This window comes from Psychrobacter sp. BF1 (assembly GCF_019279065.1).
In the GTDB taxonomy this organism is placed as follows: Bacteria; Pseudomonadota; Gammaproteobacteria; order Pseudomonadales; family Moraxellaceae; genus Psychrobacter; species Psychrobacter urativorans.
On record NZ_JAGYWV010000017.1, the window covers coordinates 24,748 to 40,255 of the forward strand.

General features: G+C 40.1%; 13 protein-coding genes, 1 pseudogene and 1 other annotated feature. Of the genes and pseudogenes, 10 read left to right on the forward strand and 4 right to left on the reverse strand.

The genetic code is table 11. The features are described from left to right. The first annotated feature begins 18 nt into the window (after window positions 1-18). Entirely contained in the window at window positions 19-957 is a 939-nt protein-coding gene (locus tag KZA12_RS13900) for a response regulator (protein ID WP_218690634.1), read from the forward strand. A gap of 92 nt (window positions 958-1,049) precedes the next feature. On the opposite strand, the gene KZA12_RS13905 is transcribed toward KZA12_RS13900, so the two are convergent. From KZA12_RS13905 to KZA12_RS13915, 3 genes are all read right to left on the reverse strand, one after another. Further along, window positions 1,050-1,799, reverse strand: a complete 750-nt coding sequence (locus KZA12_RS13905) for a sulfite exporter TauE/SafE family protein (protein ID WP_218690635.1) — start codon at window positions 1,797-1,799, stop codon at window positions 1,050-1,052. A 165-nt stretch (window positions 1,800-1,964) separates the two neighbouring features. Continuing rightward, window positions 1,965-4,268, reverse strand: coding sequence for a TonB-dependent receptor (locus KZA12_RS13910; RefSeq protein WP_218690636.1), 2,304 nt, complete (start codon window positions 4,266-4,268; stop codon window positions 1,965-1,967). Window positions 4,269-4,526: 258 nt separating this feature from the next. Continuing rightward, entirely contained in the window at window positions 4,527-5,120 is a 594-nt protein-coding gene (locus tag KZA12_RS13915; RefSeq protein ID WP_218690637.1) for a hypothetical protein, read from the reverse strand. Window positions 5,121-6,115: 995 nt separating this feature from the next. Between KZA12_RS13915 and KZA12_RS13920 the strand changes: the two genes are divergently transcribed. The 3 genes from KZA12_RS13920 (at window position 6,116) to KZA12_RS13930 (ending at window position 10,000) form a co-directional block, all read left to right on the forward strand. Further along, on the forward strand, window positions 6,116-6,556 hold the full coding sequence (locus KZA12_RS13920) for a YbaN family protein (protein ID WP_218690638.1): 441 nt from the start codon (window positions 6,116-6,118) through the stop codon (window positions 6,554-6,556). A 236-nt stretch (window positions 6,557-6,792) separates the two neighbouring features. Beyond that, a complete protein-coding gene (locus KZA12_RS13925; protein WP_256932988.1) occupies window positions 6,793-9,279 on the forward strand; it encodes a TonB-dependent hemoglobin/transferrin/lactoferrin family receptor in 2,487 nt (828 codons plus the stop codon). A gap of 142 nt (window positions 9,280-9,421) precedes the next feature. After that, a complete protein-coding gene (locus tag KZA12_RS13930) occupies window positions 9,422-10,000 on the forward strand; it encodes a biliverdin-producing heme oxygenase (RefSeq protein ID WP_218690639.1) in 579 nt (192 codons plus the stop codon). Between the two features lie 386 nt (window positions 10,001-10,386). Here KZA12_RS13930 and KZA12_RS13940 read toward each other — a convergent pair whose 3' ends face one another. Beyond that, window positions 10,387-10,965, reverse strand: a complete 579-nt coding sequence (locus tag KZA12_RS13940; RefSeq protein ID WP_218690640.1) for a PepSY domain-containing protein — start codon at window positions 10,963-10,965, stop codon at window positions 10,387-10,389. A gap of 599 nt (window positions 10,966-11,564) precedes the next feature. On the opposite strand from KZA12_RS13940, the gene KZA12_RS14985 reads away from it, so the two are divergent. The 6 genes and pseudogenes from KZA12_RS14985 (at window position 11,565) to KZA12_RS13970 (ending at window position 15,260) form a co-directional block, all read left to right on the forward strand. Further along, window positions 11,565-11,768 (forward strand): PH domain-containing protein, encoded by a 204-nt coding sequence (locus KZA12_RS14985; protein WP_256932989.1) that lies wholly within the window; start codon window positions 11,565-11,567, stop codon window positions 11,766-11,768. Window positions 11,769-11,829: 61 nt separating this feature from the next. Beyond that, window positions 11,830-13,058, forward strand: a protein-coding gene (locus KZA12_RS13950; protein ID WP_373416634.1) for an IS3 family transposase whose coding sequence is annotated in 2 segments (ribosomal slippage) — window positions 11,830-12,106 and window positions 12,106-13,058 — 1,230 coding nt in all. Because the reading frame shifts where the segments join, the coding sequence is not laid out codon by codon here. Then, window positions 12,105-12,221 (forward strand) — a sequence feature (AL1L pseudoknot). Its footprint overlaps the gene before it by 117 nt. Before the next feature lie 74 nt (window positions 13,059-13,132). Then, window positions 13,133-14,298 (forward strand): annotated as a pseudogene (locus KZA12_RS13955) (IS3 family transposase). Between the two features lie 90 nt (window positions 14,299-14,388). Continuing rightward, the gene (locus KZA12_RS13960) at window positions 14,389-14,535 is read left to right on the forward strand and encodes a hypothetical protein (protein ID WP_218690643.1); all 147 of its coding nucleotides are present in this window, start codon (window positions 14,389-14,391) and stop codon (window positions 14,533-14,535) included. Between the two features lie 8 nt (window positions 14,536-14,543). Further along, window positions 14,544-14,696, forward strand: coding sequence for a hypothetical protein (locus KZA12_RS13965; protein ID WP_218690644.1), 153 nt, complete (start codon window positions 14,544-14,546; stop codon window positions 14,694-14,696). A gap of 18 nt (window positions 14,697-14,714) precedes the next feature. Next, window positions 14,715-15,260, forward strand: a complete 546-nt coding sequence (locus KZA12_RS13970; protein WP_218690645.1) for a hypothetical protein — start codon at window positions 14,715-14,717, stop codon at window positions 15,258-15,260. Window positions 15,261-15,508 lie beyond the last annotated feature (248 nt).

Sequence of the window (15,508 nt, forward strand, 5' to 3'; positions counted from 1 at the left end):
TTATTTAAAGAGAGCGTCATGCAAAAACCAAAAATCGCTTTTATCGATGATGAGCCACGCATTTTACGCAGTTTAAAAATGCATTTTCGCCAGTCACATGATGTATTTATCACCACTGATGCTAGCGAATTGATGAAGTATGTTAGCGAGCATGATGTGCAAGTGGTCATCAGCGACCAACGCATGCCAGATAAGCAAGGTACAGAAGTGTTACGTGATATCAAAGCGGCCTCACCAAATACGCTGCGTATTTTGCTGACCGGTTATGCTGATTTGAATGCAGTGATTGACTCTGTGAATGAGGGCGAAATTTATCGTTATATTACAAAGCCATGGCAGAATGATGAGCTTAAACAAATCGTTAATAAAGCCACAGAAATTGCTCAGCAAACACAAGAGATCACCCAAAATACTATGCAAGGTAATGACACTCAACGCTGCGTTGGTGGCCGCACAGGCAGCAATCGTAATATATTGGTATTAGATGACGACGAGAGCGTCTATCAGCAAATAAAAAGTCACTTTAAGAGTGCTTATACCGTGAGTTGGGCCAGTAACCTTGAACAGGCAGCAAAGTTATTACAAAAGAAACGCTTTGGCGTCACGATTACGGATTCGACGCTCAATAAAGAAAATATTACCCCCATTGTTTATGCCTTAAAAAACATCCAGCCAGATTTGATGGTTCTGATGTTGACGGAGTTCAAAGACGCTCATATGGTCATTGATTTAATTAATAAAGGTCAAGTATATCGTTGTCTACCACGGCCGACCAACTTCTCTATCATGAGTATCAGTCTTGATCGTGCTTTTGATCATCACGAAAGATTGGTAGAACAGCCGATACTGGCGGCTCGTCATCATGTCGAGGAGGTAACAGAATCGGAGGCTTTGAATTTTTCTGAAAGACTTAAGGGTTTCTTTGCTAAGTTCAGAGGTTGGCGCATTATTAGATAAAAATAGGGCATGCTAAACATGCCCTATCGATAGTTTAAAATATCATTGTCTACTATTTACATGAAAGACATTTTTTATCAATCATGATTCATTTACTCATGATTCATTTGCTCATGATTCATTTGCTCATGGTTCATTTGCTCATGGTTCATTTGCCCGTGTCCACCATGCATATTGGCCATGATCATCGGCACCGCTATGACGGCTAAGCCAGATAACATCATGATTACGCCATTCACTTGCCTTAGGCGCAAACGCCCGATTTGATTGCGCATCCAGTTGACCGTTCCGTGCGTAGCGACGAGCATGGGTACGGTTCCTAGACCAAAGACAAACATTAACACGGCACCTGTGAGCGGGTCATGACCGACGACCGCCATAAGTAACGCGCCATAAACGAGACCACAGGGTAAAAATCCCCATAATAAACCTGCCGTCAATGCCCGAGGAAAGGTATTTAAGGGGAATACTTTCTGCCGCAGAGGTGCTAAAGCTTGCCAAAAGTGCATACCAAGACGTTCAAGCTTGTTCAAAAAAGGCAGACCTAGCATGGTTAATCCTATAAATACCAAGACCAGGCCTAGTAGGATGCGAGGTGTGCTATTGCCAACCATTAGGGGCGTTAATACAGTGGTGCCAATCACACCGGCAATTAAGCCCAATAGGGCATAACTAAGTAAGCGCCCTAGATGGTAAGTTGCAATGAGGTCGCGTTTTTTTGCTGGACTAGCTTCTTTCATCGATAGTCCGAATGCAGTCACGATACCACCACACATACCTAAGCAATGCGGCGAGCCAAAAAATCCCATTAAGAATGCTGCAATTAAGAGTGCCATAGTCATGAAAGTGCTTCCTATAATATAATACCAAATCCAAAAATACGATTAACTTTATTAGACTTGCTAATCCTGTTAGCGGTCATAGTCAAAAAAGTTATCCTTATTATTCTAATTTTTGGAAATGGTATAAGAGAAATAAAGTCAGTTAATAATCTATCTTAATGACACCTAAAACTTATAGTTAACACCCACATAGAATGAGCGACCCGCGCCAGGTACAGCCGTGCCCCAGTTAGAGCTGCCATCTATCTCCTTATTCATAGACATGGTTCTACCTTGCCCCATGTAGGCACCACCTAAAGGTAGGGCATGGTTTTTGTCAAACACATTGTCGATACCAGCCTCAATCGCTACCTGTTTAAATTGATAGCCTGTATTGAGATTTAATAAGCCATAGCCTGCTGTTTTAATTTCGTTGCGAGGGGTGGATACATCCTTTTTAGCTGAAACACCAACCACTTCAATTTGGTTTTTCCAACCGTTGTTTTCCCGATTTAGGGCAACACTGCCATTGAATGGCATGATGTTATATAAGTCTGATCCGCTGTCTTTATTTTTTCCTTTGGTGTAGTTAAGTGATCCGGATATCCCCCAGTTTCCCCAAGCATTGGATGTCAATTCTCGATCGGCTGTCAGGTCGATGCCGTATATCTCAGCATCTTGGTTGGTATAACGCAGTACGTTGTATTGGTCGGCGGTGTGAGTGTCAGCCGCTGTGTTCGTCATACGATCCGACTGTACGGCATCGACATAGTCATCTATTTTTGAATAGTAAGGCGTGGCTTTAACGCCCCAGCTATCATCAGCACCGCGCCAGTCTAAGGTGGCAGATAGGGTGTTGGATTTTTCTGGGCGTAGATTAGGATCACCAAAATAGCCATTGCCATCACCAACAGTGTTATTCATGACAGCCGCCATAGGCCATGTCGACCACGTATAACGCTCATAGAGACTGGGTGTGCGTTCTTTATGAGAAAGCCCCAATTCTAAGGTTTTTTGTGCATCAATGTTGTAGCGGGCAATCGCGGTAACGTCGATGTTGTGGTCAGTGCTGCTACGGTCACTGACATTAAAGTTAGCGCTATCTCGCAGCTGATTGGTCATATTGTTTTGACCACCGATTTGATAGCCATGTACTTCATCAGCACTGGTACGTACGTTTTCATAGCGCGCACCAAGCTGGGTCGTCCATTCAGAAGAGATGGCTTTTTCCCACTCGCCATAGATACCGATACGCTGACGTTGACCATTGTTGATATTTTGAAAGTCATTTGGCGACATCATACCGTCGCCAGATGCCGCCCATGTGTCATCAAGGTTATAGTCTTGATATTCAGCACCTATATTGATCGTGCCTTGGTTGGTTAAATCGATAATACCTTTAATATTGGCTCCAATAGTCTTGCTATTAGTATTCATAGGCATGCCTGTGGCGGCGCCATATAAGAACTGTTTGTCGTCTCCAAAGTTCATATAGTGATCGACTTTTTCATGATAGGCCTGTGCTTCTAACTGCCCCCAATTTAACTCGCTTTTGTAACGCAAATTAATGCGGTCAAGCTGATTGTCGAGCATGTCCATCCGCTGATTTGGATATAGCTCTTTTGGGACGTTTTGCCACAGATAAGTTCCTTGTAGCAGATGATTGCCACTCTTATAAGCAATGTCTAATGACTGATTTTTGCTTTCATAAGCGGTTGAACCAACTTCGTCTTTCGCTAATGTTTTATTAGGGTTACCTGTTTGGGTATAAGATTTAAAATCACCACCAGCTTTATAGTTATCTGCCTGTGCGAAGCTGCCTTTATAGGTGAGGCTAAGCTGATCGTTTGCCGCTGTGGTCGACAAGTTAGCCCCATAGGCGTCACCATTACTACGATAAAATGTGCCAATTTCACCTGAAGTTAGTATGTCGCTATCCGTTGAAAAGATAGGCTCTGCTGTTTCGACAACGATAGTACCGCCAATACTATTACCACCGACACTCACAGGCGTCACACCTGCATAAACGGTGGTCTTGTCTATAGCGCTTGGCGCAATATAAGACAAGGGTGAGTTCATACTGTTCGGACAAGAGGCGATTGAGTCAACGCCATCCACTAAGATACGCAGACGGTTGTCCGCCAAGCCTCTCATCACGGGCAAGTTTGAGATGCCACCGGCACTTTGTACATTCAGACCGGGTATTTTTGTCAGTATAGTGGCCGTATCACTGCTTGCCACTTGTTTGCTGCTAATAAATTTTTGATTAAGGCTGGCTGCTGTTCCAAGTGCATCGGTACTAGATGGCTTATCCGCTGCTGTCGCATAAACGACGATTTCTGGCAATCGGATATGTGGCTCATCATCCGTAGTATGCGTATACGCCTTTACGGTTGTAGAATCGGCATAAGCGCTACTGATATGCAATAAAGACAAGGCTAAAACACTTAGTTTTAAAATAGGTACAGCGTTCATTGATGAAGATGACATCTTATTTTCCTAGAAATTTGCAAAAATATTTTATGAAATCGGTTATTCAGTTTTTTACCAAACTGCAATGTAAGCCAAGCTATTTATGGGCTTAGAGTAGGCACTTACCGAATATTTTCCGATATAAATAGATAGTATTTTGAGCACGGTATTTTAGACAAATGGGTACAAGTGCCTCAATCAGAGCGTCAAGTAGGCGCGTTGATTGAGAGCATTGTTATTAATGTTCTAAAAATATTGGACTATAAATGTAGATAGTTATGTAGGTGTGACTGGTGGAGGAGCGCGTGCGAGGGGTCGTAAAAAATTACTAGGAGAGTAGGTATGTGAGCGATACAAAAAAGTGACTGAGACAGTAGATAGCTCAATCAAAGCCGAGTCAGTATGTGTAAAAGCGACTGGCAATAGTGCCGCAGACATGGCAGTGCAAAGGTCGCAGCCACTGTATTTTACGGCATCAGGGTTAGATTCAGAGCTTTCAATCTTATCTTTGCTATATAAGGCTTCCTGGGAAGGTGCGGCGTCAACCGTTATGATTGGCTCAACGGTCGCAGGCGATGCTAAAGATAAGGATGCATTATGATGAGTTAAATGACGAGCGGCACTATCAATGGGTATGTTGTGATTCGTTTGCGCAATATCAGTCAGTATTTTCTCATACTGCTTAGCTGCCGATACAATCGGTGCAAGCTCTGCACAGATACCATGACCTAAGTGGGCATTATCATCCCATAGAGGTGTGAGCAACAGCGTGATGTGCATGATCCAAGCAAAACATGCGACCAACATGCCGAACCACATCGTTACCGGTGATGAATATCGTAAAACAAGCTTACGGCGCTTAGTAGACATGATAGGGTCATCGTATTACCAGCATGCTGATGATGCATAGGTAACATTTATAAGTAAGGAGGTGTGCTAACTTAAAACGTCAGTTTAAAGCATTTTAGAAAGAATGATTAACAAAATAGCTATTATCGTTAACAATGCCATTCTAAGACAATGACTATGGTCTTTACAAGCTTGAATCTTACATTGCTTTTGTAGCGAGTGTAGTAGTCAACTAACTTAGGATGATTAACAAAGGGGTTTTATTCAAATACTGATTTTCTTTTTTTCTAGTGGCGGATAGTTATAGAGAAAGTGCGATTTCACGGTCTAACAATAAATAGCCTCTAAATAATAATTAAAATCCTCGGTTCGGAAATAGCCTCATAACTACACTATGGCATCTATAAGCTATGCTGAAAAAACTGTAGAACCCATTTTGGTAAATTAACAACTCAATAAGGGGTTTATCATGATTAAGATAACCAGAACTTATAGTGCAGCTTTTAAGACTGAAACCGTCAAAAGATAGCAGACAATAACGGCAAAGTAGCTAGGCAGCTCAGGACGAATGAGACTTCTTAAGTGAGGAAGGAGGAAGCGAAGCACTATTACGCCCCGAGGCAAAATAATGCCTATCCTAGCAGTAGGATTCAATAGCGTTTAAGCTATAGAACGCCAGGAAAAATGTGGTTTGACTTTCATTATCAGACTGCGTAAATAAAACCCCCGAGTCAAGTTCTACAGGATTGATAGTATAGGTCTGTAATATAAGTATCTATTAGTTCTCATAAAAAAATACCGCCATACTTTTATCAAAAATATTCAATATAAATCGTAAAACATTCATTCATTGGAATGATTGCGGTAGTAACACATCATAATTTTGATAATTGAATGATTATCATTTACAATGACCTATAAAAGACTATCTGCTAATACAGTTTAGTCTCTAATAAAAATATTCGCAGTTCGCTAAATAACTGGCTGCTACTTTTTAACTATCGAGCTACTTTCTTATGAACAATGTGCAACCTTCACCAAATGCATCGAATTTACAAAAAAAAGTAATGCTCAACCAAATCCATCATAACCGTATAATACGCATATTATTTATGGTTTTAGGCAGTATTTTTTTCTCCATAGGTTTAATTGGTATTCTTCTTCCCGTACTCCCTACCACTCCTTTCATTTTACTAACGGCAGCGTGCTGGGCTAAAGGGTCTGATAAATTCAATCAGTGGCTTCTCAAACATAAAGTGTTCGGTGAAATGGTAAAGAATTGGCAGCAGCATCGAGCTATTCCTCGTAAGGCAAAATATTTGGCTTGGTCAATGATGGCTATGTCATGCGGTATGTTGTTTTACCGATTTTCTGATAGTTTGCAGTGGCTTGCTTGGGTTACATGCGCAATATGCATCACTGTTGCTGTGTGGATGTCTCGATTGCCGGACGCTTAATTTTTCCTACTATTGCAAGACGTTTTCCTGACTCCTTGCTAAGCCTTTGCAAAAAGTAAAATACTCTAAGATAATATATTTTCCTATTTGTTAATGATTATCGTTTACAATGTAACTATATTGTTTTATTATATGAAGAAACTATCAGCAATGTTATTAACAATTAATATTATTTCCTTTGACGACGAGGCTGATGTGAAGAAAATTGTGCTTATTTTTACTATAGGAAATTTGGAATGCACGAGGATTCAACTTATAAGAAGTCGATATATATACCTAGTCTTAAAGGTAAGTCTAAAACCCTATTAAGTATTCTTGTTGGAACTTTGATGTATCAATCAGCCATTGCGGATACTCAGCACCAAGAAGAAAACTTACCGATGTTACATATGGACACGATAACTGTTTATGCTAATAAGCAGCCCCCTATAAATGTAGGGGACGACCTTAAAACGGCCAAGACGATATCAGACAACCTAATTGACAGTGATAAAGATTTAGTCCGTTATAACCCTGATATAAGTGTGGCAGATGCAGGAAGATATGGTAGCAATGGCTACGCCATCAGAGGGGTAGATGGCAATAGGGTAGCTTTAAACTTAGATGGCGTTAGCTTGCCAGATAAGCAAGTCAATGAAATATTTTCAGCTTATGGATATATGTTTGAGGGTCGATTTTCACCCGATGTAGAGCTTCTGTCAGAGGTGGAGTTTGAAGTCGGGGCGGACTCTTTTAATTCTGGTAGTGGTGCAATGGGAGGGTCTGTTAGTTTCAAGACCAAAGACCCAGAAGATTTAATAAGACCTGATCGTCAACTTGGTGGTTATATCAAAACAGGTTATAGCAATAGCAATGAAGAATTTAGTAACGCTTTTGGTTTAGCAGGGAAAAACGATAAGGTTGAGGCAATAATTAATTATGTGCATCGTGAAGGACATGAAACAAAAAATCACCGAATGTTAGATTTCGATAAAAACAAACTAGATCCTGCCTATGATTTTATCAATGATCCAGACTATAAATATCCCTCTACAGGATACAGATCTAGTACAGCAGCAATATTACCTGACCCATTAAGTTATACAACAGAGGCAACGTTAGCAAAGTTATACCTCCATTTGAACGAAGAAAACCGATTAGGTTTTCATGCCACTAAACAAAAAACGGATAGAGTATCCAATAACTTTACCAGAAAGACTTTTGCTTCAAGAATTGGTAAGGATACTGCAGAATTAGAAAGTTATGGCATCAGTCATAGATACCTACCTATTACTAGTGAGTTCATAGATGAGGTCAATACCACTTTAACTCAGCAAAAAATTACAGGAGTGGCTAATACAGAAACTTATAGCCAAGTATGGGGATCTGACTCTTATAGGGTAGATGGAGTGAAGCATCGGCCTCAAGAGGACAAAACCATACAACTAAGTATAGAGGCAACAAGCTTACCGTTAGAAACTGAGAAGCTAGGTTCTCACACTTTGTCAGTTAATACAAAATATGCAAAGACGGACCATAGATTGACTTTAGAAGAAACTTATATTCCTTCTTCAGGCAACCCCAGTTCTTGGTACGATTTTATTGGGCCCTCAGTGAAGCAAGATATCTTCAATGTGGCCATTCAAGACAAAATAACTTTAACGGAAAAGCTCGATACGACGATTGGGCTTCGATATGACAATTACAACTACAAACCTTATATGGATGAAATCAATAAAAAAGCCATCGAGAAGGCGAGCAAATATTATCCGGTACGTATTGATTATGAGAATGGCGAGTTTGACCACAATAAGAAAATGGACAATATAGGCGGAATGTTCTCCATAAACTACAAAATCAGTCCCAATTTGCAGACCCAGTATCAGCTGTCTACTGGATTTAGGGCGCCTGCTACCAGCCAAATGTATTCAGCATTTGAGATGATGGGAAACAGCTTGACACCCAATGTTCATCTTAAGCCTGAGGAATCTCTCAATCATGAACTCAGTTTGTCTGGACAGTTTGAAGATTTAAGCTTTACAGCCACAGGGTTTTATACCAAATATAGTGACTTTATCAGCTTGTTGAATTCTCAAGAGGAACAACAACGATGCTATGAAGATTATTCGACCGGCCAACCGGTTTGTTCACCCCTTTTTATAAATATACTCAGCGCCCAAAATATTGGGGATGCAGAGACTTATGGATTGCGTTTAGGAGGCGTATGGGATGTTGGACAGCTTGCTGATACAGAAGGAGAGATTCAGGTATTTGCTAATTTAAATTATGCCAAAGATAAAACTGACAAAGGAACCAACCTGCTTGCGACTCAGCCTTTAAATGCAACGTTAGGGCTAGGATATGAATCACCTAAAAAAGATTGGCAACTGTCTGCGAATCTAAGGTATTTAGGCAGAAAACATGCTGAAGACGCAAAAGTAGCTACCTTAGAATCAAATGGTTATAACATGCCTTATGAAAATGTCATTGCTCCTTATAAGCACATTGATAAGTCTAAATCGGCTTATGTATATGATGTTTATGGGAGTAAAAAATTAGGTTCTAATTTAAAACTATCAGCAGGGGTGTTTAATTTATTTGATGCTAAATATGTTCCGTGGGATAACTTGCGTTCGTTAGCAGAATTAAACGTCAACTCTATGGTAGATGACCAAGGAGTTGGCATTGAAAGATTTACGGCACCAGGAAGAAATTACAAAGTAGGGTTAACCTACGAATTTTAGCCCATATGTCTTGGATAAAATACATAAAAAACTATCAATAAAAACCCAAAAATATTTTGGCGTGCGCTCAATCTAAAAAAAGCTAACTAAATAGGATGAAATGGGAGAGCGCCCCTTAAATTAATAAATATAGGAAACAGTGATGAACTTACCTCTTAGTGAAGCATTAAAAAAGCACTCCCGCCAAACACATGATAGTGTTGACATGCTCGTTTTATCTATGGAACCATTTGCCTCTATAGAAAATTACAGTAAATTTTTACAAGCACAAAATGCTTTTCACGAAGTTTTGCAACCTATCTATGAGAATCCCAGCTTAAACCTTAAGATTAAGGGACTTAATAGTCTATCACGCTTAGAACAAGTAGCCATGGACATGCAAGACCTTCACGTTAAGACTATGTTAGTCGATGAGGCTATACCTAGTCCAAGTGAGTTTGAATCTATTGGTTGGCTTTATTGCTCTGAAGGTTCAAATTTAGGCGCCGCAATTTTATATAAAGAAGCTCAAAAAATTGAACTTACAAGTACTCATGGTGCAAAACACCTATCTGCACATAAAGATGGCAGAATGGTGCATTGGCGTAAATTTAAAGAGCAATTAGATGGCTTAGAATTGACACTAACACAACGCCAACAAGCATTAAAAGGAGCTGAAAATGCCTTTGCATTTTTTAAAAGGGTCATTCGACAAGTAAATTATGCTGAAGAAACGGTGTAACGGTCATTTAGATTGAATGGTTGCTGACATACATGGTTATCAATGTAATATAAATGGCCTTAAGGCAAACGTTCGGTTTTTTAAAAATATCGAGCCTTTCCTAAAAACTGTGTAACTGCTTATAATTCATTAACCGGAGAATAAGCAATGACTAACCAATCAGATATTAAGAAACTGGCCGAGCAAGTGGCTAGTAGCATGAACAGTTTTGATGACATCAAAGACTTTCAAAAGCAGCTCATGCAATCCTAATCCGCCCTATCATATTTTTATAGTAGCCGCTCTAAACCAAAAGGCTCTAAGCGATATGGTGATGTCGCTTAGAGCCTTTTAGAAATCATTAGACATGGGTGCTAACTTATTTATCAGTTCGACTTACTGTAATATTAATCATCATTATCAGCTGCTTCTACTTGGCTACGAATAATCTTACCAGTCATGCTATCGACAACCACTTTATGTACTTGAGTGCCTTTAATAATCTCAATCTTATAGGCAGGTTTGCCAAAATCCATATCAAACCCTGCTTCAATAACTTTTCCTTTCACACTCTGGTTAGCCTTTTTTATTGCTTGGTTGAGACTGGTTTCAGACTTTTTCATGGCGTTATATTCTGCTATATCTTTTTTATCAAGCTTCTCTCGCTTACTGCTTAAAACTTTACCGCTATTTGCATCAACCTTTACTTCATATTCGGTATTACTGGCGACAATATTAATATCATAATCACCACCTGCTGAATGGTCATGTTGCTCAAAGTCAGCACTAACAACATCGCCTTTAATAGTTTTTTGAGCAATAACAATGGCTTGCTCAAGACTGATTTTACTTTGTGCCGCTGCTACGGCTTCACTGACTTGGCTATTTGTGATGGCAGTTTGTCCTATAGCGATAGCAGCAGTGCTGACGCCAGCAATACTAAGTACCATAATGATAGATTTGCTTAGAGTTGATAAGTTTTTCATGACGTTATCCTTTGTCTTTAAGTATTTTTTCATAACAGATGGGTTGTAACATGCACTGTATTTATGATTTCAGTATACGAGATAAAACATAGGAGAAACTTAGCGCTGGATTAGACGTACACCCGGCAAGTAGTGTTAGCATGGGTATAAAAAGATTTTCTTAAAATCATCATAATATTATCTCCCTAAAAACTAGTAACTATACTATACGTAAACTACTAAAGAATAAACAGCTCAATTCCATGTTCGTAATGATAGGGTTAAATTCTATGCGGTCTTTAACAGTATACCTATGGCGAACTGAATCAGGTGCTTTCACTGGTTTAACTCCCTAGTAAGGACTAAAATTCTTGGCTGTAATCTATGCCCCCTAATATATCAAACTATTAAATTCATGGCAGTGTACTTCGTAGTGTATATAATGTCAGATTTTCGAATATAGTTGTTAACTATGGGCATTCTGCTAAAGAATTATGATAAATACTGTATTTACATCAAAGATTGATTTCTGGTTAGCGTTTTTAATATTGGGTTCTAGCTTACTGCTTATTCTAATGCCCTTATGGGAGTGGATATACAATTATATTTCTATTAGCAGAATGGCATTCATTAGTTTTTTAGCAGTACCAATTGCCCTCCTGCTATTAGTACTATTTTTTAATATAAAATACACTTTGACGGATGATGCACTGTTAGTGAAGAATGGTTTTTTTACTCAAAGTACTCAACTGGAAGATATTACCCATATCAACCCTACAAACAGTATGTTGTCTGCTCCAGCATTATCTTTTGAGCTATGCTGAAGAAAGCGTAGTGAACCGCCCCGATATTGTCGGAGACTCAACATTCTGAGAGAATACGACAATGAAAAGACAAACTTATACTCCTGAGATCAAAGAACGCGCCGTTCGGATGCTGATTGAAGCGGCAGGTGACTATCCCTCTATGTGGTCAGCGATTCAAGCCATTGCCCCTAAGATTGGCTGTACGCCTGAAACCCTACGATCGTGGCATAAAAAGCACATTGATCAAACCATTCCTGCCTCAGTGCAAGCTCAAAGTGACAAAGAGCGCATCAAAGAGCTTGAACGCGAATGTCGCGAGCTCAAGCAAGCCAATGAGATTATACGTAAGGCTGCTGCTTTTTTCGCCCAGGCGGAGCTCGGCCGCCCACCGAAATAATGACTCAGTTTATTGATGATTACAAACACCTCTATGGGGTCGAGCCAATTTGTCGAGTATTACCGATTGCCCAATCAACCTATTATCGCGCTAAAGACTTAAGCAACAACCCACACAAGCGCTCATTGCGTTGCCACCATGATGACTTCTGCATCAGCGAGATTAAACGCATCTGGCAGGACAGCAAATGCCGCTATGGTGCTCGCAAAGTCTGGCGGCAGATGAAGGCAGATGGCATTTATATCGCACGCTGCACCCTAGAGCGCTTAATGAGACAGCACGGTATGCAAGGGATTTGGCGCGGTAAGAGTAAGATTACTACCAATAGTCGTGATGATCAGCTGCGGGCGAATGATTTAGTCAATCGTAACTTTAGTGCCCACCGCCCTAACCAGCTATGGGTGGCGGACTTTACCTATATCAAGACAACCAGCGGCTGGGTCTATACCGCCCTTATCATTGATGTGTTTGCTCGCGCTATTGTGGGCTGGAAGGTGTCTAATCGCATGAACACCGATATGGTGATGGCAGCGCTCAATCAGGCCATTGCATACAGGAATAATCCTAAAGATGTGATTCATCATAGCGATAGAGGGGTTCAGTATTTATCCATTCGCTATACAGATAAGATGACGGACTCTGGTGTGATTGCCTCTGTTGGCACAACAGGGGATTCTTATGACAATGCCTTGGCCGAGACAGTCAATGGCCTTTACAAGTCTGAGGTGATTCATTATTTAAAGCAGAGCTGGAACGGTGTAAATGATGTTGAACTGGCAACGCTTGAATGGGTGGACTGGTTCAATAAAACACGACTGCATAGCACGATTGGTTATGTGTCGCCTTTTGAGTTTGAAAAGCGGTATTATGACAATTTAACCCTGTCAGGCATTGCTGCCTCACTCAAGTAAAACACTCTCCGATATAGTCGGGGCGGTTCATAGAGATAAACTTGGTAAACTAAGCGTATTAATCGGAGTTTACCATGGTCAAGAAAGTAAGAACCTACAGCGATGAATTTAAAGCCGAAGCTGTTAAGAAGATAGCAGACAATAATGGCAATATTGCAGCGACTGCAAAGCAACTTGGCACTGCCATGCAAACCTTATCGAACTGGAACAACAAAGCTAATCAAGGCAAGCTTGTAAGCACTTAGCAGTATAATCCACAGCTTATAGCTGTTCTAGAAGAGAACAAGCGCCTCAAACGACAGCTTAAAGTTGCCGAAGAGGAACGAGAGATATTAAAAAAGGCGACGGCGTACTTCGTCAAGCAAAGCTAGTCAGGTACGCTTTTATTAAAGACAATCAGCAAATATTTAGCATCACCTATATGTGCCGTGTATTAAGCGTAAAACCATCAAGCTATTATGATTGGAGTAGACGCGATATCAGCGAGCAGCAGATACATCGCAACCATTGCGAGCTACTAGTTAAAGCCGCTCACAGTGAAAGTAAAGAACGTTATGGTTATGAGCGTTTGCATGCACAGCTAACAGAGCAAGGCCATGACATTAGCCTATACATGGTTAGAAGCATTAAAGAGGAACATAACATTAAATGCCGTTGCCACAAGCGCTTTAAAGTCACCACTGACTCCAATCACAATAAGCTGGTCTATCCAAACGTACTGGATTAGAAGTTTGATGCCAGTCGCCCTAACCAAGCGTGGGTCAGTGACATCACCTATATCTGGACAAATGAGGGCTGGCTGTACTTGGCAGGCGTTAAAGACTTATACACCAAAGAGCTGGTCGGCTATGCCATTAACAAACGTATGACCGCTGATCTAGTATGCCGTGCACTCAATATGGCAATCAAAAATAAACGTCCAAGCCAAGGATTGATTGTGCACTCTGACAGAGGCAGCCAGTATTGCAGTCAGGCCTATCACAAAATCATCAATCAGCATCATTTTAAAGGCTCAATGAGTGGTAAAGGTAATTGCTTTGACAATGCTCCGATAGAAAGCTTCTGGGGCACATTAAAGAATGAGCTGGTGTATCACCAAGACTATAAAACAAGGTTTGTAGCGATCAGCGATATCATTGGCTATATTGAGTTGTATTATAATCAGACTAGGATTCAAAAGGGCTTGGGCTTTAAATCGCCAAGACAGGTGTGGTTTGATTATTATCGTCAGGCTGCGTAATTAAAATCTCCCAAATTTGGTTCTACGGATTTGACGGCAGGGGTCATTGCACTTGGTGTGTTAATCTAAATATCAAAAAAAGTAGTTTTTATGAAAAAAGTTATTCTAAGTATAGCGTTATCTCTCTTTGCCTTATCTTCTCAGGCAGCAGTTACAGTCACTGATAATCCATTTTATAGTGATGTAGAGGTAGAACATCCGTTGTTTGCTAAAGGTGCTGGCGGCTCTCAATCTTAGTAGATGTTTTGGAAAATGATTCAGTAGAGGGCTTAAAGAAGTATACAGCTAATAATTTATTAGATTTTCTGACCAAACAGATTGATAAGGATTTAATGGCAGCTCTGGTAAAAGAGCTTGGTGGTACGGTCGAGACTAAAACAAATTCTGAGTCGTTTTAACAATTTAGGAGCTTATACGTGTCAAAATATTTTACTCTGCTGACTCCTATCTTAGCGTTAGTTACCTTAAATCTAGCAGCTTGTATGAATGCGCCATCAATGATTAATGATGTGCCAACGACACCTACGTTAAATGATGGGCAGGGCAAAGAGCCTTATTCTTATAATAAGCATTTTGTAAAAGGTTCTATTAAATATAAAAACTACGAAGAGCTGGATGAAAAAGGTAGGACATTGCCAAGAGATGCAATTGGGGTAGTTGGCAGGTTCTACATCAGTGAAGAAGATAATTGCCTCATATTTTATAGTGTGGATAGCAGCAAAGTAGCTACACCTATTTTGAATTATAAATACACACAATGGAATCTTCAAGCGAATGTGCTTACTATGGGTAATACTCATGTAAAGCTGGATCAATTGGTTCTAGTAGGAGGTGGTATTCAAGATACGCCTAAATCCTACCAAGGTTCTTGCTTGAACAGAGGATATATTATAGACATGCCATCATTTGGAGTAAAATTATTACCGGAATCCGATCTACATTTATATAAACAGAAGTTTTAACACTCTACCCAAGAATACATATTTTAGTCGTGTTTAGTGTGTTATACAGTAACCAATGGAGTTACAAGCTTATATCTATCTTCTCTTGTCTAACTTTCTGAAAATAGATGCCACCCTAGCTATATAGTCAGTTCACAATAAAATAAATACAGCCCATATCCTGAAATAGCTTAGGCAGATTATTCTCCATCCACCCTTGGCGTAGAAACTTAGCTTGAGCCCATTTCTTTTCAATGGGGTTTAGATCA

Coding starts and splice junctions, on each gene's coding strand:
- KZA12_RS13900 (WP_218690634.1), top strand. CDS start 19: ATGCAAAAACCAAAAATCGCTTTTATCGATGATGAGCCACGCATTTTA.
- KZA12_RS13905 (WP_218690635.1), bottom strand. CDS start 1,799: ATGACTATGGCACTCTTAATTGCAGCATTCTTAATGGGATTTTTTGGC.
- KZA12_RS13910 (WP_218690636.1), bottom strand. CDS start 4,268: ATGTCATCTTCATCAATGAACGCTGTACCTATTTTAAAACTAAGTGTT.
- KZA12_RS13915 (WP_218690637.1), bottom strand. CDS start 5,120: ATGTCTACTAAGCGCCGTAAGCTTGTTTTACGATATTCATCACCGGTA.
- KZA12_RS13920 (WP_218690638.1), top strand. CDS start 6,116: ATGAACAATGTGCAACCTTCACCAAATGCATCGAATTTACAAAAAAAA.
- KZA12_RS13925 (WP_256932988.1), top strand. CDS start 6,793: ATGCACGAGGATTCAACTTATAAGAAGTCGATATATATACCTAGTCTT.
- KZA12_RS13930 (WP_218690639.1), top strand. CDS start 9,422: ATGAACTTACCTCTTAGTGAAGCATTAAAAAAGCACTCCCGCCAAACA.
- KZA12_RS13940 (WP_218690640.1), bottom strand. CDS start 10,965: ATGAAAAACTTATCAACTCTAAGCAAATCTATCATTATGGTACTTAGT.
- KZA12_RS14985 (WP_256932989.1), top strand. CDS start 11,565: ATGGCATTCATTAGTTTTTTAGCAGTACCAATTGCCCTCCTGCTATTA.
- KZA12_RS13960 (WP_218690643.1), top strand. CDS start 14,389: ATGAAAAAAGTTATTCTAAGTATAGCGTTATCTCTCTTTGCCTTATCT.